20 protein-coding genes are annotated in these 25985 nt (G+C 64.8%); 6 read left to right on the top strand and 14 right to left on the bottom strand.

Features of this window, described 5'->3' with window-relative positions:
• Positions 1-71 precede the first annotated feature (71 nt).
• Positions 72-1622, top strand: a complete 1551-nt coding sequence (gene pdxR, locus CUJ91_RS30525; RefSeq protein WP_006047541.1) for a MocR-like pyridoxine biosynthesis transcription factor PdxR — start codon at positions 72-74, stop codon at positions 1620-1622.
• Between the two features lie 35 nt (positions 1623-1657).
• On the opposite strand, the gene CUJ91_RS30520 is transcribed toward pdxR, so the two are convergent.
• Entirely contained in the window at positions 1658-5551 is a 3894-nt protein-coding gene (locus CUJ91_RS30520) for a DUF748 domain-containing protein (protein WP_114157901.1), read from the bottom strand.
• A 211-nt stretch (positions 5552-5762) separates the two neighbouring features.
• Positions 5763-7193 (bottom strand): DUF1254 domain-containing protein, encoded by a 1431-nt coding sequence (locus CUJ91_RS30515; protein WP_114157900.1) that lies wholly within the window; start codon positions 7191-7193, stop codon positions 5763-5765.
• A gap of 276 nt (positions 7194-7469) precedes the next feature.
• Here CUJ91_RS30515 and CUJ91_RS30510 point away from each other — a divergent pair, with 276 nt between their 5' ends.
• Together CUJ91_RS30510 and CUJ91_RS30505 are read left to right on the top strand one after the other, a co-directional pair.
• Complete coding sequence (locus CUJ91_RS30510) at positions 7470-9791, top strand: heavy metal translocating P-type ATPase (RefSeq protein ID WP_244231046.1); 2322 nt, start codon at positions 7470-7472, stop codon at positions 9789-9791.
• A gap of 197 nt (positions 9792-9988) precedes the next feature.
• Positions 9989-11962: a methyl-accepting chemotaxis protein gene (locus CUJ91_RS30505; RefSeq protein ID WP_114157899.1), complete on the top strand. Its 1974-nt coding sequence runs from the start codon at positions 9989-9991 to the stop codon at positions 11960-11962.
• A gap of 166 nt (positions 11963-12128) precedes the next feature.
• On the opposite strand, the gene CUJ91_RS30500 is transcribed toward CUJ91_RS30505, so the two are convergent.
• The 7 genes from CUJ91_RS30500 to CUJ91_RS30475 form a co-directional block, all read right to left on the bottom strand.
• Positions 12129-12740, bottom strand: coding sequence for a flavin reductase family protein (locus tag CUJ91_RS30500; RefSeq protein WP_114157898.1), 612 nt, complete (start codon positions 12738-12740; stop codon positions 12129-12131).
• A 159-nt stretch (positions 12741-12899) separates the two neighbouring features.
• Positions 12900-13847, bottom strand: coding sequence for a 3-hydroxyacyl-CoA dehydrogenase family protein (locus tag CUJ91_RS30495; protein WP_081652987.1), 948 nt, complete (start codon positions 13845-13847; stop codon positions 12900-12902).
• A 128-nt stretch (positions 13848-13975) separates the two neighbouring features.
• Positions 13976-14281: a hypothetical protein gene (locus tag CUJ91_RS30490; protein ID WP_114157897.1), complete on the bottom strand. Its 306-nt coding sequence runs from the start codon at positions 14279-14281 to the stop codon at positions 13976-13978.
• Positions 14282-14708: 427 nt separating this feature from the next.
• Complete coding sequence (locus tag CUJ91_RS34525) at positions 14709-14867, bottom strand: hypothetical protein (RefSeq protein WP_167450680.1); 159 nt, start codon at positions 14865-14867, stop codon at positions 14709-14711.
• A gap of 198 nt (positions 14868-15065) precedes the next feature.
• Positions 15066-15371 (bottom strand): hypothetical protein, encoded by a 306-nt coding sequence (locus CUJ91_RS30485; RefSeq protein ID WP_114157896.1) that lies wholly within the window; start codon positions 15369-15371, stop codon positions 15066-15068.
• Between the two features lie 188 nt (positions 15372-15559).
• A complete protein-coding gene (locus tag CUJ91_RS30480) occupies positions 15560-17173 on the bottom strand; it encodes a hypothetical protein (protein WP_167450679.1) in 1614 nt (537 codons plus the stop codon).
• Between the two features lie 128 nt (positions 17174-17301).
• Entirely contained in the window at positions 17302-17988 is a 687-nt protein-coding gene (locus CUJ91_RS30475) for an MgtC/SapB family protein (RefSeq protein ID WP_006047530.1), read from the bottom strand.
• Positions 17989-18215: 227 nt separating this feature from the next.
• On the opposite strand from CUJ91_RS30475, the gene CUJ91_RS30470 reads away from it, so the two are divergent.
• Both CUJ91_RS30470 and CUJ91_RS30465 read left to right on the top strand, forming a co-directional pair.
• Positions 18216-19325, top strand: a complete 1110-nt coding sequence (locus CUJ91_RS30470) for an AGE family epimerase/isomerase (RefSeq protein WP_114157894.1) — start codon at positions 18216-18218, stop codon at positions 19323-19325.
• A 240-nt stretch (positions 19326-19565) separates the two neighbouring features.
• On the top strand, positions 19566-19769 hold the full coding sequence (locus CUJ91_RS30465) for a cold-shock protein (RefSeq protein WP_006047528.1): 204 nt from the start codon (positions 19566-19568) through the stop codon (positions 19767-19769).
• 111 nt (positions 19770-19880) lie between these two features.
• Here CUJ91_RS30465 and CUJ91_RS30460 read toward each other — a convergent pair whose 3' ends face one another.
• Complete coding sequence (locus CUJ91_RS30460) at positions 19881-21503, bottom strand: methyl-accepting chemotaxis protein (protein ID WP_114158110.1); 1623 nt, start codon at positions 21501-21503, stop codon at positions 19881-19883.
• 269 nt (positions 21504-21772) lie between these two features.
• Between CUJ91_RS30460 and CUJ91_RS30455 the strand changes: the two genes are divergently transcribed.
• A complete protein-coding gene (locus CUJ91_RS30455; protein ID WP_006047526.1) occupies positions 21773-22207 on the top strand; it encodes a PaaI family thioesterase in 435 nt (144 codons plus the stop codon).
• A gap of 83 nt (positions 22208-22290) precedes the next feature.
• Here CUJ91_RS30455 and CUJ91_RS30450 read toward each other — a convergent pair whose 3' ends face one another.
• From CUJ91_RS30450 to CUJ91_RS30435, 4 genes are all read right to left on the bottom strand, one after another.
• A complete protein-coding gene (locus CUJ91_RS30450) occupies positions 22291-23139 on the bottom strand; it encodes an ureidoglycolate lyase (protein ID WP_006047525.1) in 849 nt (282 codons plus the stop codon).
• Positions 23140-23216: 77 nt separating this feature from the next.
• The gene (locus CUJ91_RS30445; protein WP_029967366.1) at positions 23217-23960 is read right to left on the bottom strand and encodes an SDR family oxidoreductase; all 744 of its coding nucleotides are present in this window, start codon (positions 23958-23960) and stop codon (positions 23217-23219) included.
• A gap of 55 nt (positions 23961-24015) precedes the next feature.
• The gene (locus tag CUJ91_RS30440; RefSeq protein ID WP_114157893.1) at positions 24016-24846 is read right to left on the bottom strand and encodes an amidohydrolase family protein; all 831 of its coding nucleotides are present in this window, start codon (positions 24844-24846) and stop codon (positions 24016-24018) included.
• Positions 24847-24853: 7 nt separating this feature from the next.
• Positions 24854-25894 carry an aldo/keto reductase gene (locus CUJ91_RS30435; protein ID WP_114157892.1) on the bottom strand — a complete coding sequence of 347 codons (1041 nt, stop codon included), beginning with the start codon at positions 25892-25894 and terminating at the stop codon, positions 24854-24856.
• Positions 25895-25985 lie beyond the last annotated feature (91 nt).

The following is a 25985-nucleotide window of genomic DNA, read 5'->3' as shown; positions in this document are numbered from 1 at the left end:
ATTGCGTGGCCCACTATAGACCGTTACGGTTCTACAATATGGAACCATTTCATTATTCCGGATAGAACCACTTGGATACGATCATCTTGTCGGATTGGCTCGCCGCCAGGCTTGATCGCGCGGCCTCGGAACCGCTCTACCGGCAGACGTTGCGGCTGATGCAGCAGGCCATTCTCACCGGTCAGTTGCCGCCTGGCACCAAGCTGCCGAGTTCGCGCACGCTCGCCGAAGACCTGGGCATCGCGCGCAACACGGTGCTGCATGTGTACGACCAGTTGACCGCCGAAGGCTACGTGATCTCGACCACGGGCAGCGGCACCTATGTCGCCGACACGCAGCCGGACAGCGCCGCCGTCAACGCGCGCCGAAAGCCGGCGGTGGCGGCGGTTGGCGCTACGGCCGGTGCGGCAGTCGGCACGCAAACCAAACCGCCGAAGCGCGATCTGAACGACCTGTCCAATCGGGGGCGGCGTCTGATCGGCCAGGCCGGGGTCTCGGCGAAACAATGGGGCGCCTTCATGCCGGGCGTGCCGGACGTCGCGGAATTTCCGGCCCGAACGTGGAGCCGCCTGCAAGCGCGTTTGTGGAAAGAAGCGAATCCGGATCTGCTGACGTATGCGCCCGGCGGCGGCTATCGTCCGCTGCGCCGCGCGTTGTCGGACTATCTGCGCGTCGCGCGCTCGGTGAATTGCACGCCGGATCAGATCATCATCACTACGGGTATTCACCAATCCATCGATCTCGCCGTGCGTCTGTTAACCGACGTCGGCGATCGCGCCTGGGTGGAGGAGCCGTGCTATTGGGGCGCGCGCAGCGTGTTGCAGTCGTCGGGAATCACGCTGGTGCCGGTGCCCGTGGACGATGAAGGTCTCAATCCGCGTGAGGAGGATTTGCGGGAGCCGCCACGTCTCGCGCTCGTGACGCCGTCGCATCAATACCCGCTCGGCATGGTGATGAGCCTCGCGCGCCGCCGAACGTTGCTCGAATACGCGCGTCAGCACAACGTGTGGATCATCGAGGACGATTACGACAGCGAGTTTCGCTACGGCAGCCGGCCTCTTGCGTCGCTGCAAGGTCTCGACGAAGCCGGTCAGGTCATTTACGTGGGCAGCCTCGGCAAGATGCTGTTTCCGGGTCTGCGCATGGGCTACATGATCGCGCCGGAGCATCTCGTCGATACGTTTCGCATGGGCGTCGCGGAGCTTTATCGCGAAGGACAGTTGATGCAGCAAGCCGTCATGACCGACTTCATCATGGACGGCCACCTCACGTCGCACGTTCGGCGCATGCGCGCGCTGTACGGAGAGCGCAGGCAAATTCTGATCGACGCGATCACCGCGCGTTTCGGCAGCGAATTGCCGGTGATGGGCGACGAAGCGGGCTTGCATCTGGTGCTGGGCTTGCCGGATCACGCGGACGACCGTGCGGTGACGGCGGCCGCATTCGACGCCGGCGTGATCGTGCGGCCGCTCGCGACCTATTACAGCAGCGATCCGCCCGCGCGGCGCGGGCTGTTGCTCGGCTATGCGTGCGTGCCGAACGAGAAGATCGGGCCCGCGTTCGACACGCTCGCGCGCGTCATCGAGCAGACCGCGTTGAAGACGCCGACGCGCGCCGCCTGAGCGACGCGATTACGCCGCCGCGCACGTGACCTTACTCACTTCAGCCCGAAATCAACGCGCGTAGTCGCGCCTTTGTCCTTGATGCCGTCCGCGTCGAGCTTCGGCGCGACGACAAACACCCGGCTGCTGTCGATCTTGCCATCCAGATACTGCTGCACGCTTTGCGCCCGCTGCTGCGCAAGCTGCCGCAGGCTGGCCTCGTCGATGGGCGCGTTTGCTGCGAGCGCGCTCTTCATGTCGTCGTCGGGCAAGGACTTCGTCAGGCCGACGAAATTGCGCGGCTTCTTGAAGTCCGCGGACTTGTAGGCCTTCGTCAGATACTTGTCGTATTCCTTCGGATCGACGGTGACGCTCGACAGGTCCACGCTCTCGCCGTTGCCCACCACGTCCTTGATTTTCTGCTGCTTGACGAGGCGGTCCACGTAGCGCATGCGCAACGCGGGCTCGTCGATCTTCGGGTCGACGCGGCCGATCAGATCCATCTTGATCGACGGCTTCGCGCCGAGCGCCTTCACGATCGTCTCGAGCTTCTTCGTGTCGGCGTCGGTGAGTTGCGCGGAGCCCGGTTCGAATTCCACGTAGCCGAGTTCCTCGCCGCTGCCGCCGAACGCGTTCGCGATCAGCGAGAACGGCGCGGTCACCGCCTTTTGCAGCAGATTCAGCACCGCATGCCAGATCAGGCCGCCAATGCTGAACTCGGGGTTCGACAACGAGCCGGACACCGGCAGATTGACGTCGATCTCGCCGCGCGAATTTTTCAGGAGCGAGATGGCGAGCCGCACCGGCAGTTTGGTCGCCGTGTCGTTTTCGATGTGATCGCCGAACGTCAGTTGGTCAATGAACAAATGGTTGTCCGCGTTCAACTGGTCGTTTTCGAGCTTGTAGTGAAGATCGACGTTCAGCTTGCCCTTGGTGATCGGATAGCCCGCGTATTTCGCGGAATACGGCGTGAGATTGGTCAGCTCGATGTCGTGCGCGCTCGCGGTCAGATCGAGCGCCGGTTTCGCGATCAGCGGATTGACGGTGCCGCGAATCGACAGCGGGCCATTGGCGGCCAGCTTCGCCGCGATGTCGACGGGCGCGGACGTGGTCGACTGCGTGCCGAATGCGCCGACGGTGCCCTGAATGCCAACCAGGTTCGCCGTGAAGTTCGGCTTGATGAAGTTGTCGGTGTAGGTCACGCGGCCTTGCTGCAAGACCAGTTGGCCGAAATGCAGCTTGACCGGACTTTGCGGCGGCGTCGCGGCAGTGACGGTGGTGGGCGTGGCAGATGCACCAGCCGCACCAGCCGCACCAGCCGCAGCGGACGACGCCGGCGCGGACGCTGACGCCACGATCGGTGCCGACGCGGCAACCACGGCCGAGGCCGTCGGCGGCGTCAACGGCACGGGCTCCGCGCCGTCCTTGGCGTTCTTGTCGCGCGTAAGCGACTGCGCCGCGCCGCTCTGATGCGCGACGACATCGTTCAGGTTGAGCTTGCCTTGCGCGTCGAGCAGCACGCGTCCATAGAACTTCGTGAAGGTGACGCGCTCCGCGTCCACCGACGTGCCGCGCTCGTCGTAATCCGCCTTCAGCCCGGTCAGCGCGAGCGAGCGCCACCCGGCGAACGGATCGGAGGTGGCCTTGTCGAGCATGCGCACGTCCACGAGCGCCACATCGCCGCGATAAGTCGCCTTCAACGACTTCGCCTGAGTCAACGCAAGATCGCCGCTGCCGTTGAGCAGCGCGCTCGCAATCGTCGCATTCAACTGGCTGCCGAAGTACGGTTCGAACGCCGCCGCGTCCAGCCGGTTCGCGTTCACCTTGACCGCAACCTTGAGCGGCGTCGCGGTGACGTCGCCCTTCAGGCCAAGCGTGCCCTTCTTGTTCAGCGTGGCTTGCAGTTCCACGGGCAGCGGACGGCTCAGGTCGTCGCTGATCTGCTGCACTTTCAGTTGCAGCGGCGCGATGCCGAGTTTGACCGGCTGCGGCGTGGTGTTGTCGGTGAAATTGGCGGTGCCGTCCTTCACGTTCAGCTCGCCGATCTTGTAGTGCCATGCCGGACCTTCCGCCTGCGCCTTCTTCACAGCATGAATGGCCGTGCGTTTCGGCTCCGCCTCATGCGGACCGGCGAGCGACGCAAGGTTGATGCTGCCGTCTTTCAGCCGTTGCACGTCGACGGCGAGGCCGGTCGTGTCGACGCTCGTCACATCGGCGGTGCGCGCGTTCAGGTCCACCTGCTTGACCTTGACGCTGCCCTGCGCGAGCGAGATCACAGGAGCCTTCGCGCCGCGCGTCGTCAATTTCAGCGATTGCAGATCGAGCTGCGAGTCCGCGACCATCACCGCGGCCGGCGACTTCGACCAGTTCGCGCCGATGTTGGCGGTCGTCGAAAGCGTGCCGTCGGTAACTTGCGCCACGGTTGCCGCATCGAGATAAGGTTGCAGCAGCGGCAGATTCAGCGACTTGATATCGAGTTTGGCGCTCGCGGTTTTGGCGGCCAGGCTCAATGCGCCTGCGACGCCCAGTGAACCGCCGCTGCGTTTGAGGTTCGTGTTGAGCGTGTAGTGCGCGGGCGCGGTGGCGAGCGTCGAAAAATCGGTCAGCGTGACCGCGAGCTTTTCCATACCGACGTCGACGGGGCGCGACGTAGCTTCGTCGCGCGCGTTGACGGTGCCGTCGTTCAGTACGAAGCGTTTGATCGAGAGGTCGAGCGGCGGTGCGGGTTTGTCCGCGCTTTTTTGCGCTTCGTGCTGAGCGTTGTTCTGCGCGCCGCTTGCCGCAGATGCAGCCGACGGTGCCGCCGCTGCGGAGCCAGGCGCCGGCGAACTGGCGGCTTGCGCCGCATTCTTCGCAGGCGCGGGGGCAGCCGAAGGCGCCGGCGCGGGGGCGAACATCTTCTCGACGCTCAGCGCTCCGTTCCTGTCGCGCGCGAGATTCGCAATCGGCGCGTCGATACGAATGTCGTCGAAGTGATAGACGCTCTTCAGCGGCTCGAGCGTGCGCGCCGCGACATGCACCGCGCGCGCGGCGAAAAACGGCGCCTTGCTTGCGTCCCGCACATCGACATCGTTCAGATCGACGGTGCCTGCGACGCGCAGCGTGGGCGCGTCGTTCGACATCACGAAGTTGAGCTTCAGATCCGTCGAGAGCTTGCCCGCCTGCACGATCACCGGCAATTTGGTCGGCACATACGAAATGAGGCGCGGCACGTCGAGCCCTTCGAAGCGCAACGACACTTCCGACTCGCGCGACGCGGCGAACGGTTTCGTCTTGCCGTCGATGGCAAGCGGGCTGCCGTCGATGCGCGCGCGCAGCAACGGCTCGACGAAGATATCGGTTTTCGACGGCAACGTGGCGATAAACGGAATGCCGAGCTTCCATTGATCGATCACATGCGTCGCGCCGAGCAGTTTGTCGTCGAACGTAATCTGGCCGTTCTCGAGACGAATGTTCGACACGGAGAAGAGCGTCGGCTTGCTGTCGGGCGTGCTTGGCTGCTTCGAGAATTTCTCGATCAGATCGGTGAAATTAAAGCGCTGCGCGTCGTAGCGAACAATATGAAAACGCGGCGAATCAAGCTGTATTTCATCGACAATCGGCGCCGCGCGAAACAGCGAACTCCACGACGGCTGAACAATAAGCCTTTCGATGTCCACGAAATCGCCCGCGCCGCCGCGCTCGCCGATATGCACGCGGTCCGCTTCGAGTTTCAGCGTATAGGGATTGAGCGCAATGCGGCCAATCGTAGCGGGCCGGTCGAGTTGCTTGCTGAGCTGTTGTTCGGCGATATGGCGAATCAGCGGCGGCGCCGCGAAAAAGCCCAGCAGTCCGAACACTACGATGAAGATCAGCAGACCGGTGATGACGCGACGTGTGCGGCGCGACTGCGCGACATCGCGCATGGTCTGCATGGAAGACGCGAGTGATGCTTTATTGATGCTTGCCATGCTCGGTTTTGGGTAATGCGGCGGCAAGCCGGCCGCGACACGAAAATCCCGCAAGCGGCAGTATAAGTCGTGAATCTTTCGTCGGATAGAAATGTAAGCCGTGCTTACACAATCGCCGGCGCTCTACAACCGCGCGTCCGTCATTGACCGCGAAGTCGTGACGGACGCGCGCTGCCGGCCTTCGAATCTTGCCGACTATGCGAAGCGCAAGTTACTGACGCACGACGGCGGGCGGCTGCCAGGTGCCGTCGGTGGCTTGAGGCTTCGGCGCATAAAGGCGCAGCACGAGTTGCAGATCGGCGCGCGGCGCCGGCAGCCAGTTGCCGCTCTTGCCGCGCGTCGACGAGACCGTGACATCAAGCGATCCATCGCGATTGCGGCGCGCGCCGTTGCGATCGCCGACCGCAATACGCGCCGGCGCGCTTTCGCCGAGCGCGCCGTCCTTCGTATAAGCGGTGATCGACCAGAAGCCGCGCACCGGCAACTGATTCGGCGCGAAGTGAATCACATAGCGATTCGCGCCGTTGAGCGCGTGACCGTCGCTGTCCTGAGTGACGACCGCGCGCACTTCATCGTCTTTCGTGCCGATGCCCGGCTGCGCGAAAGCGGCGTAAGCGCGCAGCGCATAGTCGGGGCCGTAGCTACCCACGCCGTCGCCGAACCAGCTCCAGCCGTTGCCCGTCAGCAGGTTGGACGGCGGCGTGACCACGCGCTCGTGGCCGTCGGCAAGACCCGCTGCAATGGCGTCCGATGCGCCCGGCAGCTTCACCGGCTGGCCCGGCGTCACGCCAAGGTCGGAGAGAAACTTGAGCGCGTGCGGATCGGCCGGCGTCGGCGGGTTGTCGGGCAGCGCCTGCGCGAGCCGGTTGAAGAAGCCGTTTGCGTCGAGCGCGGCGACCTGCGCGGCGGGCGTGCCGGATGCACCCGCGGCGCCAATGGCGCCGGTGGGCGCATCGGCATTACTGCGCGGCGGCGCAATCGACGCCGAGCGCGTGCTGCCCGCGTACACCGAAAGCGGCGCCACGCGAATCGCGCGCTGCAGTTTGCGAACCGCCGTCAGATCGCGCGTGCCGTTCGACTGGACGCGCACGCTCACCCATGCGTTGCGGGTCGGCACGTCGACGCGCTTGACGTTTTTCGGCAGATCGCCCTGCCAACCCGGTCCGACGAACGCGATGGCCTGCGCCTTGATGCCGTTCGCGCGCGTCGCGAACTGGTCGGCCGTCGACCACACCACGTTGGTCCACATATCGAGCACGCGGGCGTCCACATAGCGGCCGCGCGAGTCGGGCAGCGCGAGAATCACCGGTTCGCTGCCGACGTCGAGCCAGCCGGTGGAGTCCAGCGTGTCGAGGCTCGGCTGCATCGGATTCGCCGCGCCGATGGGCGGCAGCGCCTGCGCATGGCGCAGTGTATTGAGCGGCGCCTGGCCGGGCTCGGTGCCGACGGCCGCGTCGCGCGCCACACCCATCAGCACCAGTGGATAGCCGAATACATAGGAATCGGCGACTTCGTCCTTGATCCAGCCGGTGGATTTTTGCGTCGTGGACGGCGTCGACGCGCAACCAGCCAAAAATGCGAGGCCTGCGAGCGATGCGCAGGTCCAGTAATTCGTAAACACTGCTCGGCGATTTTTTATCATTCGTTCAGAGGGCGGAACGTGCTGTCCAAAGGGAGACGCCGGCGTGAGGGCAACAGTGCTCGCGCGGTCTCCCAAAACCAGCGCAGCCAGTCCGCGTTGCATCGCCGACAACATCGCGTTGTATCGTATCCGCGCTCACCAGGCAAGCGCAAAGGCGTGAATCGCTGATTGCCGCAAAGCCCGGCGCGTGGCGAGACTGCGCTTGACCTTCCCATCATGGGAAGGTCGATACTAGGCTTCATCATGCGGCCGATGCCGCCACGAGCCTTCATCACCATGACCGAACTTGCCGCTGCTGCCCGTCCTGCCGACGCCGATCCGATCCACACCGCCGAGCTGGAAATCGGCGGAATGACCTGCGCGTCGTGCGCGATGCGCGTCGAAAAAGCGCTGGCGAAGGTGCCGGGCGTCGCCGGGGCGTCCGTCAATCTGGCGACCGAGACCGCGAGCGTCAATCTGATGAGCGATGCGGCGACCGGCGCGGCGGTCACTGCCGACGCGCTCATCGCCGCCGTCAAGAAAGCCGGCTACGAAGCCGCGCTGGTCGCGCCGCCGGACACCGCGCCGGAATCAGTCGATGCCGGCCCGTCCAGCGCTGCCGGCGCTTCCGGCGCCGCCGCGCCGTCCGCCGCCGAGCGCAAACGCAGCGAGGCACGCCGCGAACTCGCGGCCGTGCTCGTCTGCGCTCTGCTGACGCTGCCGCTCATCGTCCCGATGATCGCCGCATGGTTCGGCACAGAGGCGATGCTGCCGGTCTGGCTGCAGTTCGGCCTCGCGTCGGTCGTGCAGTTCGTGTTCGGCGCGCGCTTCTATCGCGCGGCCTACCGCGCGGTGCGCGCCGGCGCGGGCAACATGGACTTGCTGGTCGCGCTCGGCACGTCGGCGGCGTATGGCATCAGCGTTTATCAACTCGCGCGTCATCCAGACGACGCGATGCATCTGTACTTCGAAGCGTCGGCGGTCGTCATCACGCTCGTGCGCTTTGGCAAATGGCTCGAAGCGCGCGCGAAGCGCCAAACCACCGACGCAATCCGCGCGCTCCAGGCGCTGCGGCCCGAGCGCGCGCGCATTCGCGTCGGCGCGGGCGAGCGCGAAGTGCCGCTCGCGGAAGTGACGGTCGGCAGCGTCGTGATCGTGCGGCCGGGCGAACGCGTTCCGGTCGACGGAGCGGTGCTCGAAGGCCGCACGCACATCGACGAATCGCTGATTACCGGCGAAAGCCTGCCCGTCGCCAAACAGACTGGCGACGCGGTGACCGCCGGCTCAATCAACGGCGAAGGCGCGATTGCCGTGTCCACCACCGCGACCGGTGCGGAAACGACGCTCGCGCGGATCATTCGGCTTGTCGAAAGCGCGCAGGCCGAGAAGGCGCCGATCCAGCGGCTCGTCGACCGCGTCAGCGAAATCTTCGTGCCGGCGATTCTGGCGATTGCGGCGCTCACGCTGATCGGCTGGCTACTGGCGGGCGCCGGCGGCGAAACGGCGATCCTGAACGCGGTCGCGGTGCTAGTGATCGCCTGCCCGTGCGCGCTCGGCCTGGCGACGCCGGCCGCGATCATGGCCGGAACCGGCGTCGCGGCGCGGCACGGCGTGCTGATCAAGGACGCCGAGGCGCTCGAAACCGCGCATCGCGTGAATCTCGTCGCGTTCGACAAAACCGGCACGCTGACCATCGGGCAGCCTTCGGTGACGGCGTTCGAACCGGTCGGCGACATCGCTCGCGATGAAGCGCTCGCGCTCGCGGCAGCCGTGCAGCGCCAAAGCGATCACCCGCTCGCGCGGGCCGTCGTCAGCGCGTATGAGGCGGCGAAATCCAGCGCGCACGCGCTGACTGCGAGCGACGCGCGCGCCGTGGCCGGCCGCGGCGTCGAAGCCGAAGTCGGCGGCCGCAAGCTGGCGCTCGGCAGCACGCGCTGGCTCGATGAACTGGGCGTCGAACTCCCGCCGCCAGTCGCCGCGCGCGCCCGCGAACTCGAAGCGGCCGGCAATACCGTGTCCTGGCTCATGCAGCTCGATCCGTCGACGCCCGTCGCGCTCGCGTTGATGGCATTCGGCGACACCGTCAAACCGACCGCGCGCGCGGCCGTCGCGCGGCTCGCGGCAATGGGCGTGAAAAGCGTGCTCGTGACCGGCGACAATCGCGGCAGCGCGGCGAGCGTCGCGCAAGCACTCGGCATCGACGAATTTCATGCGCATGTGCTGCCGGACGACAAGGCGCGCGTGATCCGCGATCTGAAGATCCGCAGCGCGGGCATCGTCGCGATGGCCGGCGACGGCATCAACGATGCGCCCGCGCTCGCCGCCGCCGACATCGGCATCGCGATGGCGACCGGCACCGACGTCGCGATGCACGCGGCCGGCATCACGCTCATGCGCGGCGACCCGGCGCTCGTGGCCGACGCAATCGACATTTCGCGCAAGACGTGGCGCAAGATCCAGCAAAACCTGTTCTGGGCATTCGTGTACAACCTGATCGGCATTCCGCTCGCCGCCTTCGGCTTGCTGAATCCGATGCTGGCCGGCGCGGCCATGGCGTTCTCGAGCGTGAGCGTGGTCACAAACGCGCTGTTGCTGCGCACGTGGACGACGAAGCGCTGACAGGCCGACGGGGTGTTCAGGCGCTGTCAGACGGTGCGTTGAGACGTGCAAACAGGCGCTTTGAAGCGCCGCAGTATTACGAAATGCTTCCAGTTCGCTAAAGGAAGCGTTATCGGCGGCCGTAAACCAGACACGATGCCGGCGGGTGCCTGCGCGCCCGCCGTGCATCGTTTGTCCTTCTTACTCCGCACACGTCCATGAAATCATTCTCTTTGCGCGGCGCCAGCGTCGGCGCGCGGCTCGCCGTACTTTCGTGCGTGCTGGTCGCGTTGATTTTCGCCTCGTTCACGTGGGCGCTCACGCGCAGCGCCGGCAAGCAGGTCAGCGACCAGGTGCTTGAACGCATCGCCGAAAAAGATCGCTCGATCGCCGCGATGATCAGCTTGTTCGACAAGGCGCTGTCCGCCGAAGTGGACCGCTCGACGTCGCTGTTCGCGAGCTTCCTGCCCAGCACCTATACGCTCGACGAAACGCAGAAGATCGACGTCAACGGCGTTGCCACGCCCACGTTCAAAGCCGGCGACAAGGTACTGAACATGGACTTCACTATCCCCGACCAGTTTCTCGAACGCAGCGGCGCGGTCGCCACGATCTTCGCGCGCACCGGCGACGACTTCGTGCGCGTGACGACCTCGCTGAAGAAACAGGACGGCTCGCGCGCAATCGGCACGCTGCTCGACCGCAACGGACCGGCGTATGCGCTCGTCGTCGCCAACAAGACCTATACCGGGCTCGCCGCGCTGTTCGGCAAGCGCTGGATCACGCAATACCGGCCGGTGACGGACGCGAGCGGCCGCGTGATCGGCGCGCTGTTTGTCGGCGTGAACGTCGATCCGGAAATCCAGCAGGTCCAGGACGGCATCCGCAAGCTGAAGATCGGCGACAGCGGCTACTACTTCGTGGTCAACGCGTCGAAGGGCGCGGACCGCGGCAAGCTGGTCGTGCATCCGGCCGCCGCCGGCCAGAACGCGGACAACGCGAACGCGCCGTATCAGCAAATGCTCGACATGAAGGAAGGCCGGCTGGAATACAGTTCCGCCGACGCCACGCTTGGCGAGCAAGGCGCGCGCGACAAATTCGTTTCGTTCATCACCGTGCCGGAATGGCAATGGCTCGTGGGCGGCGTCGCGCCGCGCGACGAAGTGATGGCCGAAGTCAACGCGACGCGCAATCACTTCCTGATCGCTGGCTTCGTGCTGGTCGGCGTGTTCGCGGTCGTGTTTCTGTTCGCGGTGCGCCGCCTCGTCAGCCGGCCGCTCGACGAAGCGGTCAAGGCGTCCGAGCGCTTCGCGTCGGGCGATCTGAGCGTGCGCGTCGCCCAGGGCGCAAGCGGACGCGCCGACGAAATCGGCCGCCTGATGCGCTCGATCGACGGCATCGGCGAAGGTCTCGCGCGCATCGTTTCGCAGGTGCGCAGCGCGTCGACGGATATGTCGGAAGGCACCGAGAAGATCGCCACGGGCAGCGGCAACATCGCCTCGCGCATCGCGACGCAGGCCAGCAGCCTGGAAGAAACCGCGGCGAGCATGGAGCAGATCACGTCGACGGTGCAGCAGAACGCCGATCACGCGTCGCAAGCGAACACGCTGGTCACGCGCGCGGCGGACGCGGCGCTCGAAGGCGGACGCGCGGTCGAACGCGTGGTGTCGACGATGGGCGACATCAGCCGCTCGTCGCAGAAGATCGCCGAAATCACGAGCGTGATCGAAGGCATCGCTTTCCAGACCAACATTCTGGCGCTTAACGCAGCCGTCGAGGCGGCGCGCGCTGGCGAGCACGGCAAGGGCTTCGCGGTCGTCGCCTCGGAAGTGCGGGCGCTCGCGCAGCGCAGCGCGGCTTCGGTGAAGGAGATCGAAGGTCTGATCGCCGAATCGACCGCGACCGTGCAAAGCGGTTTCCAGATTGCCGAGCAGGCCAGCTCGACGATGCAAGGCATCGTTCAGCAGGTCGGCCAGGTGCGCGCGATCATGGGCGAGATCAGCGTGGCGTCGCGCGAGCAGTCGGGCGGCATCGAGCAGGTCAATCTCGCCGTCACGCAGATCGGCGAAGCGACGCAGCAGAACGCGACCATTGTCGGGGAAGCGGAAGAGGCGGCTGCGGAATTGCGCGACCATGCGGCGCGTTTGGCGCAAGTGGTTAGCGTGTTTAAGCTTGAGAGCGGGCGGGATTGAGTGGGTTCGAGGCGCGCTTGAGGTGGGGCTGAGGCGCGCTTGAAGGCGCGCTCGGAGCGGGACTCAGCCGCGCTCGAAGGCGCGGTCCAAGCGTGCTTCTGCTGTGCATTGCTCGGGCTGTAGGTTGCTCGGGCTGCGAGCGCGCCGCGTTTGCAGAGGCCTGCTGTTACGCGGTCGGCCGGAACATCTCGAACATGTTGCCAATCTCCGCGTAATCCGCGCGATAACCGGCGCGCATGATGGGTTGCGCGGCGTGCGTATCGAACAATCCATCCTTCAGATAGGCCTCGTTGATGTGCACGCCGACCACCTGCCCGAGCGACAGGTAGTTGTCCATCGGCTTGCCGTCGAGAGTATGCAGCCGCACGACCTGCAGCAGCTTGCATTCGAGCGCGGCCGGCGATTCCGCGACGTGCGGCACCTGCACGTTACGCCCCGGCGCAGGCGTGAGCCCCGCGAGCTCGAATTCATCGACATGCGGCGCAACCGGCGCGGACGAACGGTTCATCTGCTCGGCGAGCGGTTTCGTCGCGAGATTCCAGACGAATTCGCCGGTGGCTTCGATGTTGGAAACGCTGTCTTTGCGGCCCTCGCTGCAAAAACCAATAATCGGCGGAAAAGTCGCAAACGCGCCGAAAAAACTGTACGGCGCGAGATTCAGCGTGCCGTCGGCGTCGCGAGAAGAAATCCATCCGATCAGACGCGGCGCGACGATCGCCTTGAACGGATCGTGCGGGAGATTGTGGCCGGCGGCAGGGTCGTAGAAGTAGTGGGACATGGGTGTGGCGCGTGTTGGAAGGATGATGGGTAGTTATAGCGCAGAGTCGGGCGGGCGGTGCGGCGCACGTTTAACAGGTTTTAGCTTGTAATTTGCGAATACAGGCTTAAGCCTGTATTTGCGATTTATATGCCTTAAGTCAGCGGCATCGCCGTAACCCTACCCCCGCCCAATCACCCGCTTGCGCCCTTCCTTCACCTGCGCGAGATGCGCTTCGTCCCAGTCATAAAACCCGGCGCCGCTCCGCACGCCGACGCGCCCCGCGTCCACCTGCTGACGCAGCAGATCGAGCACGTCTTCGTCTTTCGCGAGCTCGGGCATCAGATGCGTGGATATATCGAGGAAGGTGTCCAGCCCGCCCATGTCTGCCGCCTCCAGCGGACCGACGATTCCCCAGCGGCGCCCGAGCGACGCCTTCATGACGCGGTCGACCACATCCGGCGTCGCCGCGCCCGAGCGCACGATGTTCAGCGCCTCGCGCAATACCGCGAACTGCAGACGGTTGCCGACGAATCCGGGAATCGCCTTCGTCAGAACCACCGGCTCCATGCCGATCGCGCTCATCAATTCCGCGGTCTTTGCGGTGACGTCCGGCGCGGTCGCGCTTCCCGGCACCACTTCGACGAGCGGAATCATGTGCGGCGGATTCCAGAAATGCGCGATGACAAAGCGCTCTTTTGCGCGCAACGGCGTGACCAATTGATCCGGCGGGAAGCCGCTTGTGTTGCTGGCGAGGATGGCGTCGTCGGCGAGAAGCGTCGACAGCTTTTCGTATAGGCGGTGCTTCAGTTCCAGCACTTCTGGAATCGCTTCGATGACGAAATCGGCGGAACGCATTACGTCCAGCGCGGCATGCGTCTCGATATGCGCGAGCGCCGCCTGCTTCGCCTCCGGCCCGATGCGGCCCGCGTCGATCAGTTCGTCCAGCACCGCTTCGGCTTTCGGCACGACGCTCGCGAGACGAGCCGCGTCGACGTCATGGACGACCGTCCGGTGTCCGTGCAACGCGCTCTGCGTCGCGATGCCGACGCCCATCAACCCGGTGCCCACTACGCCTATCACTGCCTTTGCTGCCTTGCTCACGCCGCTACCTCGCTGACAATCCATAAAGCGTTAAAGCATAGCGCAGGCCGAGCACGCTCCATGCCGAACGCGACAAAGCCGGCCTTCCTCGCGGAAGAGCCGGCTTTGCCAGGTCCGCGCCGTTTCAGGCGGCGCGAAGGTTCATGCGCGAATTAGTAGCGCGCAGGCGGACGGTGCTCGTCGCGGCCGTGGTGACGCGGATCATAGTCGTGCGGGTGATGACGCATCCACTCGTCGTGCTGCCAATAGCGATGGCCGTCGTAATAGCGATCGCCGTGCCAGCCGATGTCGATCGACACGCCGACCGGCATCATATGCGGCTGACCATAAACGACCGGCGCCGGGCCGTGTTCGACGATGACGCGTTCCTGAGCGGACGCGCCGCCGGCTACCAGCATGGCGCCGCCGGCCAGCAATGCCGCGACGATAGTCCGCGATGTCTTGTTGAAGGCTTTCATGGTTCTCTCCCGTAAAGTTCGGATCAAGCCGGCGCCGCGCTGCATTTGGCCGGGTTTTGGGCCTGCACACGCCGCCGTGCGCTTGAAAACCACTTTAACGACGCAAACCGCATGAAGACGTGAGCACTTGTAAGCGCACATTTCAAAGATAGGGACGGATGGCGTTAGCGCCTTCTCGGCTGAGACCTGCGGGCAATAAGGCTCTCGGGGCCGAGCGCGCGCTTTGCGCGGCGCAATCACGTCAGCCGCCGTTACATTCATTTCGGCGGGGAAATATAAGACGGCAGCGAACCCGCTGAAGCGGCGCGCCAGGCGCCGAATAAACAAAAGCCACGGCACGCTTTCGCGGGCAGTGGCTTGAAATGATGCGCGCGCACTCGAGGTGCGCACCCGGCGCTTTAACGCGCGCGGGCCGAACAGTTTGCTCTTAGTCGGTCAGCTTGATGCCGAACAGCGTGGCTTGCGCCTTGCGCTGACGCTCGGCTTCGCGGGCGCGTGCCGCATACGAATAGTCTGCGTCCAGCGGCAGGTGGGGCGACGCAAAGAGGTCGCTGACCTTTTGAAACAGTGCAAAGATGAAGCTCATGGCGACTCCCGGTTAATTGCTGCATTTGCTAGGGGTTTTCCCTTAAGAAGAATTATAGGGTTTTCCCTAGGCAAAAGCTAGTGCAGCGCAGCAATAAATCGGAGGTGCGACGCCTGGCCGCATCTGCGGGCATATTGCGTTGCAACATTACAACATCCCTGTTTTTGCCCGCCTTCCGTTTGTCGCCGTCAGCGCTTATTACAGCGTCGTCGGCCCTGCTTTCGGGCTGGCCGCTCGCCGCTTTGACGGCCCGCTTTTGCGCGGGTTGACGGCGGCGGCGTCGACGGAGCCTTCCGCCGACGGGTCAGCCGCCACCAGCGTCGCGCTGTTGACGGACACGATCAGCCCCGGCAGCGTGCGCGTCGGCTGGTCTTGCGGCTTGACGGCGGCGCCGGTGGCCGAGAACTCGATGTTCAAGGCCCAGTGTCCGTCGTGTATGCCTTGATCGCGCAGAAGCGCGGCGATCAGGTCGTCGATGGAATATTTGTGTTCGCTCGTCGGCATGTGGCTCGGGTCGGATGAGGCGCTGGCGTGTCCGATTCGGCTTCGCGGCAGCAGGCAGAGTGTAGAGCGCGCAATTGCGCTTGCGGCGGACGACGGGCGGCGTCCGCCTTACGGCGTCTATCCGGGCGAGGCGGTGGAAATAACGGCGCGGCCGGCATTGCGCCGGCGCGGCGGGGACTCGCGGACGATCAGCGCGTGGCGGTCTTCGGCTTGTGCGCGTGTTGAGTACGGACGGCGCGCTTGCCGTTCGCTGTCGGCGTCGTGGTGGCTTGCTGCGGTGCTGCGCCCGCTGCAGCGCCCGCCGTCGGCATCACGGCCGGGGAAGCGGCCTTGGCGGCGGCGGCATTGGCCATCGCCAATTGGGTGTCGAGCAGACTGGCCATCGCGGCCTGCTGGTTTTGCATCATCTCTTCGACGCGATGCTGCTGCGCCGTCGTCTCGCGTGTCAGGCGCATGAGAAGCAGCGTTTGCGTGATGCCGATCGCGACCGTCATCAGCAGCGCGCCGACCACGATCGACAGCATCCATTTCATGCGGCGCGAGTGGTCAGTTGCCGCGCGGCGCTGGTCGGCGATCACGCCGTACAGCGCATCGACGGTGTCCGCGAAGGCGGTTGCACGCGCGCGGTCGAGTTCCGGTGCGGTGGGCGCGGCGGCGGGTTCGGCGCGTTGGGCTTCTGTCGCTGCTGTCGCGGTTGACGTTGCGCCGCGCGCCGACGTCAGTGCAGTGGCGGTGCGTTTAGTCTCTGGCGCTTCGGGGGCCACGGTCGCAGTCGGTGTCGTATCGCGCGCCGAGGTGGGCGCGGTGACTGTGCGTTTAGTGTCGAGTGCTTCTTTCGCTGCAGTTGCGGTTGACGTTGTATCGTGCGCCGACGCGGCCGCGGTGCCGATGCGTTTGGTTTCCGGCGCTTCTATGCCTGCGGTTGCAGTTGCCGTTGCGTCGCGCGCTGATCCAATCGCCGATGGCTTCGTCTCGTCCGCAAATGAGCTCGCAAATCTGTCCGTCGACGCGGCCGTCCGACGCGCTTGCGCGTCCGCCGCCCTGGACGACGCCACGCCTGCGGCCAACCCAAGCCCAGACTCCAGCGCTACAGGCGCTCCGCCGCGGGGGCTCGCTGCAGTCGCATCCGCCAAGCCAGGCAGCGCCGCTTCCGTTCGCTCGGTCGAAGCCAACCGCTGCCCGGATTTGGCGTTCCCCTGTCTTGCGCCGTCACCAGCCGCCGAGTCCACACTCACGCCGCCAGGCTCCACGGCCTGACGCAGCGCGGTCACGCTGCGCGCGACGGTCGCGGCCGCCATGGCCGGCGTAAGCGCCGAAGTGGCCAGCTTATCGCCGTCAGCCGAATCCACAGCCGACGATTCGCGCGCCGCATCCGACGCAACGGCCGCCGACGGCTCGATCTCCAGCCCAGTCAATTGCGCGCTCACCGCCTCAGATTCGTCACTCTTCCCGCCGCGACCTGTCCGCCGCGCCGCCTTACCACCATCCATCGACACACCCTCAGCCGACGCATCCAAAGCGCCCACCGCCGCGAGCACCACATCGGGCAGCTCGAAGCCATGCAGCGTGCCCTGGCGGATGTCGATATTCATCGCTTCCAGCGTCGCGCGGGTGGGGTCGTCGGGGAACAGGTCGAGCGTGCTGTCGTCGCGCGCGACGTCGCTCAGTTGCGCGAGGCGTTGCGCCGAGCGCGCGGCGCGCGCCAGCTTCTTTTCGGTTTCGGTTGGGACGGTGGCCTGCCGACGCTTCTTCGAAGCGGCGCGCTCAGGCCGGGACTGCTTGGTTACTGCGGAATCTGCCATAGAGAAGAAAGCGGCCGTCGCCGGGGAGCGGGCGCCGGCACCGCTCGTCAAATGCCATTGGAATTTTTCGAGACCGCATTGTCGCATGGCGCCCACCGCCGCCGAAGCCATTCGCCGACGATTTTCGCTTAACCCGACGCGTCGTCCTGACGGAACTCCCTCACGCCCTGCAACTGACGCAAGCGCGTGCAAATCGCCTCGTATTCGACACTCGACACGCGATGCAGCGTGATCATCACCTCGTCGCATTCGGGCGTTTCGTCGCTCTGCTGCATCACGAATTGCTTCACGCGCGGGCTCGCCGCGCCCAGCTCGTCGTGCAGCGAGTGAAACGTGAGAGTGCCGCGCTCGACGAGCATCGTCACCTGGCGCCGCTGCTTCACGGTGATGAAGCGCCGCTCAAGCGGCTTGATGCCCGCGAGGATGATCAGAATGATGACGGTCGCCGCAATCGACGCCGTATAGAGCCCGCCGCCGACCGCAAGACCGATCGCGGCGACCGACCAGAGGCTGGCCGCCGTCGTCAGCCCGCGCACGATTTCGCCGCGCAGCAGAATCGAACCCGCGCCGAGAAAGCCGATTCCGGAGACGACCTGGGCCGCCATCCGTGAAGGATCGAGCACGACGTGTTCGCCGGTGAGCACCTCGGCGAAACCGTAGGCCGACACGATCATGATCAGCGCCGAGCCGACGCACACGAGCATGTGCGTGCGCAAGCCCGCGGCCCACGACAGGCGCTCCCGCTCGAAGCCTATGACGCTGCCGAGCGCCGCGGCCAGCACCAGACGGGAGATGAGATCAAAGTTGCCGAGCATCGTCTTCTCTCCTTCTTGAAGTTATTAAGCCTTTTCGCTGCCGATTTTGGGTGCCGGCTCGCATCCGTTTGCATTATGCTAAGCCGCGTGCCGTTGCTGGTTCCGCCGCTCCTGCTGCACCCGCCGCTCCTGTCGTACCCGCGAGGCAGGCCGCACGCCGCAGCCGCGCTGCCGCCGAACCCGGCCCGCTCTCACGGGCGCCTTGAAACCCGCGCTTGAATTTGATTATGCCCAGCACCCACTCTGACGCCGCCTCGACGATCGCGCTCGCCGCCGGCCTGCGCGACCACTTCAACGGCGTCATCCTGCCCATGTGGCGCGGGCCCGGTTTCAACCCCGCGCTCAGGTTGCCGTACGAAGCGCTCGTCGCGGAAGACCACCGTCCGGCGCCCGTCGAGCGTTACCGGGCAATGGCGTGCGCGCGTCAACTGTTCGTGTTCTCGCAGGCCGGCGATGCGGCCCACGCGCAGGTCCTGTTCGATTCGCTCACGCGCACTTTTCAGGACACGGAACACGGCGGTTGGTTCTACAGCGTAGACGCGCAGGGCGCACCGCTCGACACCGTCAAAGACCTGTACACGCATGCGTTCGTCGTCTTTGCGTGCGCGGAATATGCCGGCCGCTCGGGCAATCGCGACGCGCTCGAGATCGTGCATTCAACGTCGGCGCTGATCCAATCGCGCTTTACCGCCGACGACGATCTCTTCAACGCCGCGCTCACTGCCGACTTCGCGAACGTGACCGGCACGCCGATCCAGAATCCGCTGATGCATTTGACCGAAGCGTGGCTCGCCGCCCGCGAGGCCACGCGCGACAACGCTTTCGACGCCGCGCTGCGGCGCCTCGCCGGCGCCGTCGCTCGTCACTTCGTGCATGCGCCGTCGGGCTGCATCGCCGAATTGCCGGTCGGCGCGCCGGACAATCGCCTGGAGCCAGGCCATCAGTTCGAATGGTTGTGGCTGGTCACGCAGGCACGCGAACTGTTCGACGGCTCCGGGCTTGCGGAAGCGTTGCCGCGCGCGTTCGCCTTCGCGCAACGTCATGGCGTGGATCAGGAAACCGGCGGCGTGTATGCGTCGCTGAATGAAGACGGACAAGTCAAAGACCCAATCCAGCGCATCTGGGCGCAGACGGAATATCTGCGTGCACTCGCGAGCCACGACGATGCGGCCGTACGCGCCGCGCTGCCGCGGCAAATCGAACTGTTCCAGCAGCGCTTCCTGCGGCCGCAAGGCTGGTTCGAATGCAAAACCTCGGCCGGTGAAGTGGCGCGCGCCGACATGCCGTCGACCACCCCTTATCACCTCGCCACCGCTTTCGACGCGTTACCGGCCTGAAGCGCCAAAATTCCGGGGCAGGCCAGTCCGGGGCAACCCTTAATACCAAGGGTTTACCCTGGTTCGAGTAATGCGTTTTTTGCGCCGTTGACACCGGAAAAACCCCCAAACCTGGGAATACCCGAATACTGGTTGATTGGCGTCCGTCATAAAGACGTGATACAACTCGTACTTCGCGCTCGATCTCGGGTTGAGAAGTAGCGGTCGCGAATGCAATACACAACATTTACTGGATTAAAAATGGCAACAGGTACTGTGAAGTGGTTTAACGATGCAAAGGGCTTTGGTTTCATTACGCCGGACGACGGCGGCGAAGACCTGTTCGCGCACTTTTCGGAAGTTCAAGGCAGCGGCTTTAAGTCCCTGCAAGAAAACCAAAAGGTGTCGTTCGAAGTGAAGCAAGGCCCGAAGGGCAAGCAAGCTGCGAACATCACGCCGGCCTAAGTACCCACGGTACTTTGAGCTTTGCGTAGGCGCTTGCGCCTGACAAAAAAATGGCCCGCTTTTGCGGGCCATTTTCTTTTTGCGGCTGCCTGATTTTTATGCGCAGACGATTTAAATCGCGCGCATTCGCGACAACGCAAATTGCGCAGATTGGACCGGCATTGCGTCGAACTGTTGTGTCCGCAACACAGCTTCAGAAATTTCGAAGACGGAAACCGCCTCCTTCAATTGCTGCGTCTGTTGATGCAGCGAAGCCGCCGCTGCCGCCGCCTCTTCCACGAGCGCCGCGTTCTGCTGCGTCATCTCGTCCATCTGAACCACGGCCTGATTCACCTGCTCGATGCCCGTGCTCTGTTCGAGCGACGACGCGCTGATTTCCGCCATCATCTGCGTGACGCGGGAAATGGACGCCGACACGTTGCTCATCGCCTCGCCGGCGTGCTCGACCAGCGCGGAACCGCCCTGGATTTCGGCAACCGACTCGCTGATCAGCGTCTTGATCTCCTTCGCCGATTGCGCGCTGCGCTGCGCGAGCCCGCGCACTTCGCCGGCCACGACCGCGAAGCCGCGGCCCTGCTCGCCCGCGCGCGCCGCCTCGACGGCCGCATTGAGCGCGAGGATATTGGTCTGGAACGCAATGCCGTCGATCACCGAAATGATCTCGGCAATCTTGTCCGAGCTTTGCGCGATGCCGCGCATCTTGTCGACGACCTGGTCGACCACTTCGCTACCGCGCGAGGTCGCTTCCAAAGCGGTCTCGGCGAGCGCATTGGCCTGACGCGCGTGGTCGGCATTCTGACGCACGGTGGCGGTCAATTCCTCCATGCTCGACGCCGTTTCTTCCAGCGATGCCGCCTGGTTCTCCGTCCGTGCGGACAAATCGGCGTTGCCGGTCGCGATTTCATCGGCGCCAAGGTGAATCGAATCGGCGGATTCGCGCACGGTCTGCACAGTGCGAGCGACGCTTGCTTGCATCTTCGCCAGGCCCGAGAACAGCCGGCCGATTTCATTCGTGCCGCGCGCGGCGATCGGCTGATCGAGGCGCCCTTGAGCGATGCGCTCGAAGTGACGGCCGGCTTCCTCGAGCGGCGCGACCACGCCACGGCGCAACGCCAGATGCACGGCGAACGTTCCGCCGACCAGCGCCAGCAAAATCACAATGCTGACGACGCGGAAAGTCGCCATGCGCGTGTCGATCGAATCCAGCGACGCGCGGCTCGCGGCGTTACCGAACTGCGTGAAGTTATGGAGCTCGGTCAGATAGGCGTCCTGGAACGACTGCGTCGGCTGATCGAGAAAAGCCTGAATGTTGTTCGCGTCGAGAAACTGCGCGAGCTCGCTGAGCGCGCCATGCAGCTTCTTGTAGCGCTCGGCAAGCGCCGCCGCGCGCGCGCCGTTTTCGTCGCTGGTTTTCGGCGCGCTCGAGAACGCGTTGAACGACTGCTCGGCGGCCGTGAGCTGCTCGCGGGCATGCTGGACGATGTCCGTCGGCTCCGCGCCGCCGCGCACCATCCGCGTACCGGCGCGCGACAGGTTGATACGCGCGTCCATCAGATGCTGCGTCGTTTCGTTGACGGCATCGACCTGCTTCAACGCGATATTCGCGAGGTCGCCAACGTCGTGATGGGTACGCGTCAACGACCAGAAACCCAACCCCACCGTGACAAGCTGGAAAACGCAGAACGCGGCCAGGACACATAACAGGCCGGATGCGACCTTGATCTTGCTGAACATCGTGAACACCTGAAGGCAAAGAATAACGGGAGCTACGTCAGGGTTAACGGCAGCATCAAAGCTGGCTGAAGATCAAATTCGTCAAAGTTCGCCTTACGGTGCGTTTACGTCGGCCATCGTCTGAATTTCTGTCGACCGACACAAGCATGCCGCCCGGATATTTCCGATTCACCTTGACGGCGTGCGTCGGCGCTTCCTAGAGTGGGTAGGGACCGACGAGCGCACCCTCGTGCGCGATGCCACCGCGGGCCTTCCTCGAAGGAAACACAATGACTGACCTACTCGACCGGGCGCGCGGCGCATTGCACGCCCAGCCGTTCAGCATGCTGTTAGGCGCCGAGCTGATGTACACGGGCACCGGCGAACTCGCACTGAGCCTGCCGATCCGCGACGAACTGCGGCAGCAGCACGGCTTCGTGCATGGCGGCGTGATCAGCTATCTCGCCGACAACGCGCTGACCTTTGCCGGTGCGCTCTCGCTCGGGCCGAAGGTCGTGACGGGGGAATATAAGATCAACTATCTGCGTCCGGCCGTGAACGGGACGCTGATTGCGAGGGCGCAAGTGGTGTATGCAGGCCGCCATCAGGCGACCTGCCAGTGCAACATCTTCGTGATGGACGGCAACCGCGAGAAACTCGTGGCGGTTGCGCAAGGCACGGTCAACCGGATCGGCGAGAACGGCGACCACGAACCGGCGAATTGAAGTCGACGACGTGAAGTTGACGCGAAGTTCACGTTGAAAGCGCGAGGCTCATGCGCCCCGCGCCCGCGTCGGCCGCGAGCGTTTTACTCCGCCGCGTAGGTCTTCTGCGTTTGTTCGCCGAGACCTTCGATGCCGAGGCGAATCGTCTGCCCCGGCTTCAGATACACCGGATTCGGCTTCACGCCCATGCCGACGCCCGGCGGCGTGCCAGTGGAAATCACGTCGCCCGGTTGCAGGCTCATGCACTGCGACACGTACGAAACCAGCTTGGCGACGCCGAACACCATCGTCTTCGTGTTGCCGTTCTGATAGCGGTGACCGTCCACTTCGAGCCACAGGCCCAGGTTCTGCGGATCGGCGACTTCGTCGCGCGTGACCATCCACGGGCCGATGGGGCCAAACGTGTCGAAGCCCTTGCCCTTGTCCCACGTGCCGCCGCGTTCGATCTGCCATTCGCGTTCCGACACGTCGTTGATCACGCAATAGCCGGCGACGTAGTCGAGCGCATTCGCTTCGTCCACGTACTTCGCGGGCTTGCCGATCACCACGCCGAGCTCCACTTCCCAATCGGTTTTCTTCGAGCCGCGCGGAATTTCCACGTCGTCGTTGGGACCGGAAATCGCGCTCGTCCACTTGTTGAAGATCACCGGTTCGGCGGGCACGGGCAGATTCGATTCAGCCGCGTGATCCGCGTAATTCAAGCCGATGCAGATGAATTTGCCGATCTTGCCGACGCACGGACCAATGCGCGGATTGCCTTCGACCAAGGGCAGCGAGGCCGCGTCGACTGCACGCAGTTTGGCGAGGTTTGCGTCGGTCAACGCCGCGCCGTCGATGTCGGCAACCACGCCGGACAGATCGCGAATCTTGCCTTGCGCGTCGAGCAAGCCCGGCTTTTCCTGGCCTTTCGGCCCGTAACGAAGCAGTTTCATCGTTGCACTTTCCTCTGGGTTTCAGTGGTGTTCAGTTGGTACGTCAACGCGCGCCGGCTCAGGCAGGCGCGCATGAATCAGTTCGACCAGCCGCCGTCGATCACATGCGCATGGCCAGTCGTGAACGCCGACTCGTCCGACGCGAGATACAGCGCCAGCGCGGCGATCTCTTCCGGCTTGCCGATGCGGCCCATCGGCTGACGCGCGACGAACGCGGCCTGCACGGCTTCGAGCGTCGCGCCTTGCGCCGCGGCCTGCGTGGCGATTCGCTGTTCGAGCGACGGCGACGACACCGTGCCCGGGCAAATCGCGTTACAGCGTACACCACGCGTGATGAAGTCCGCGGCGACCGATTTGGTCAGCCCGACCACCGCCGCCTTCGACGCGCTGTACGCGAAGCGATTCGGCACGCCCTTCACGCTCGACGCCGCCGACGACATATTGATGATCGAGCCGCCGCCGCGCTCGAGCATGCCTGGCAGGAATGCGCGGATCATCCGGTACATCGCCTTCGCGTTCAGGTCGAACGCGAAGTCCCAATCTTCCTCGCTGCATTCGAGGATCGAGCCCGCATGCACGAAGCCCGCGCAGTTGAACAGCACGTCGATCGGACCGATTTCGGCGGCCAATGCCTTGATCGCCTCGCCGTCGAGCACGTCGAGCTTGCGCGCCTCGACCGGTTTGCCGGCGAGGCCGTCGATGCGAATGTCCGTGGCGATCACACGCGCGCCTTCGCGTGCGAACATTTCCGCGGTCGCGAGCCCGATGCCTTGTCCCGCTGCGGTAATCAATGCTGTCTTGCCGGCCAGTCTTTGCGTCATCTACGACTCCAGTTGAATGGGCTTAACCTGTGTTGGTCTGTTTGCTTGGGTCACATCACAGTCGATAAAACGCTGCGGCGTTGCCGCCGAAAATCGCTTCGCGCTCGCTGTCGGCGAGCGACGAAAGCAGCGTGTTCGCCACCGAATGCCACAGCAGATAATCGCCGTTGAGTTCGAGCACCGGCCAGTCGCTGCCCCACATCAGCCGCGCGGGACCGAACGTGGCCAGCAGATGCTCGACGCAGGGCCGCAGCGTGTCTTCGGTCCAGCCTGGCGACGCCTCGGTCGCGAGTCCGGACAGCTTGCAGTGCACGCCGGGCAACGCGGCGAGCCGCGTAATTGCATCCGCCCAGGTCTGCCAGCCCGTCTGACCGTAGCGGATCGGCGGCTTCGCGCCGTGGTCGACCACGATGCGCAGCGCCGGAAAGCGTCGCGCGAAGGTTTCAACGTGTTCGACGTGCCGCGCGTAAATCAGCGCGTCGAAAGCGAGGTCGTGTGCGATCAGCGCGTCGATGGCCGGCGCGAGATCGGGATTCGCGATCCAGGTGTCGTCGGGCAGATCTTGCAGCATCGGGCGCACGCCCTTGAACTTGGGCTCGTCCGCGAGCGCGCCGATCAAAGCCGGCGCGGTGGGCAGCAGCAGCGGCACCCAGCCGACCACGCCGGCAATCGACGGCTCGTTGCGCGCGATGTCCAGCAAATAACGCGTTTCGTCGATGGTCGGCGCCGCCTGCACGACCACCGTTTTCTCGATGCCGGTTTGCTCCCGCAACGGCGCGAGATCCGCCGGGCCGAACGGCCTGTACAGAATCTCGAGTTCCGGCGTGAGCCATTCGTAATCGCCGCGGGCGGGGTCCCAATAGTGCTGGTGGGCATCGATACGCATGTTCTGTTCAGTCCTCTGGCGCGGGCGCGCGGGCGTCGAGCAGGCCCTCGTCGCGCAAGGCGGACCACAAGGCCGCCGGGATGGGCAACTCGAACGACGCCGCGTTCTCGCGCAGTTCGTCGGTACTGCGCGCGCCGGTCAGCACGGTGGCGACCGCCGGATGCGCATACGGAAACTGCAAGGCCGCGGCGGCGAGCGGCACGCCGTGCGCGCGGCACACCGCCTCGAGCCGCGCAACGCGCTCGATCACTTCGCGCGGCGCCTCGCCGTAGTTGAATTTCAGATCGCCTTCGACACCGCGCGCCAGAATGCCCGAGTTGAAAGCGCCGCCCAACAGGATGCTGACGCCGCGCTGTTCACACGCCGGCAGGAGGTCGTCGAGCGTCGTCTGTTCGAGGAGCGTATAACGGCCCGCGAGCAACGCGCAATCGATATCGAACTCGGCCATCGCGTCGAGAATCACGGCGCTTTCGTTCACGCCGAGTCCCACGGCCTTCACCGCGCCGGCCGAGCGCAGTTCGTCGAGCGCCCGAAAGCCGCCGCCTTCGGTCAGTTGCCGCCAGTAATGCGGATTGTTGTCGCCGTGCGTGACGCGGCCAATGTCGTGCACCAGCAAAATGTCGATGTCGACGATGCCGAGCCGCTGCTGGCTGTCTTCGAACGAACGCAGAATGCCGTCATGCGTGTAGTCGTAAATCGCCTCGAAGGGCAGCGGGTTCTGCCAGTCTTCCTTGCCGTCGTAGGGCGTCGTGCGCGGCACGAAGCGGCGGCCTACCTTGGTCGACAGCGCATACTCGCCACGCGGATAGCGGCGCAATGCGTCGCCCAGACGATGCTCCGCCTTGGTGTGCCCGTAATGCGGCGCGGTGTCGAAATAGCGAACGCCGGCGTCCCACGCGGCCGCGATGGTGGCATGCGCTTCTTCATCCGACAGATCGCGATAGAGGCCGCCAAGCGGCGCACTGCCGAGGCTCAAGCCGGTTAATTCCAGCGCGCTACGCCCGACGCGGCGGCGCTGCCGAACCTTCGAACCGATCGTTGCGGTCATGTACCCGTCTCCATCCTGGTCACACTCTGTCGAATGAGCTTTTTATCACACCGCGAGCCGACGCTCAGTGCGGTTCTTCACTGCGGTTCTT

It is taken from the genome of Paraburkholderia graminis (genome assembly GCF_003330785.1).
Lineage (GTDB): Bacteria > Pseudomonadota > Gammaproteobacteria > Burkholderiales > Burkholderiaceae > Paraburkholderia > Paraburkholderia graminis.
This window is presented reverse-complemented; position numbering and strand designations above follow the sequence as displayed.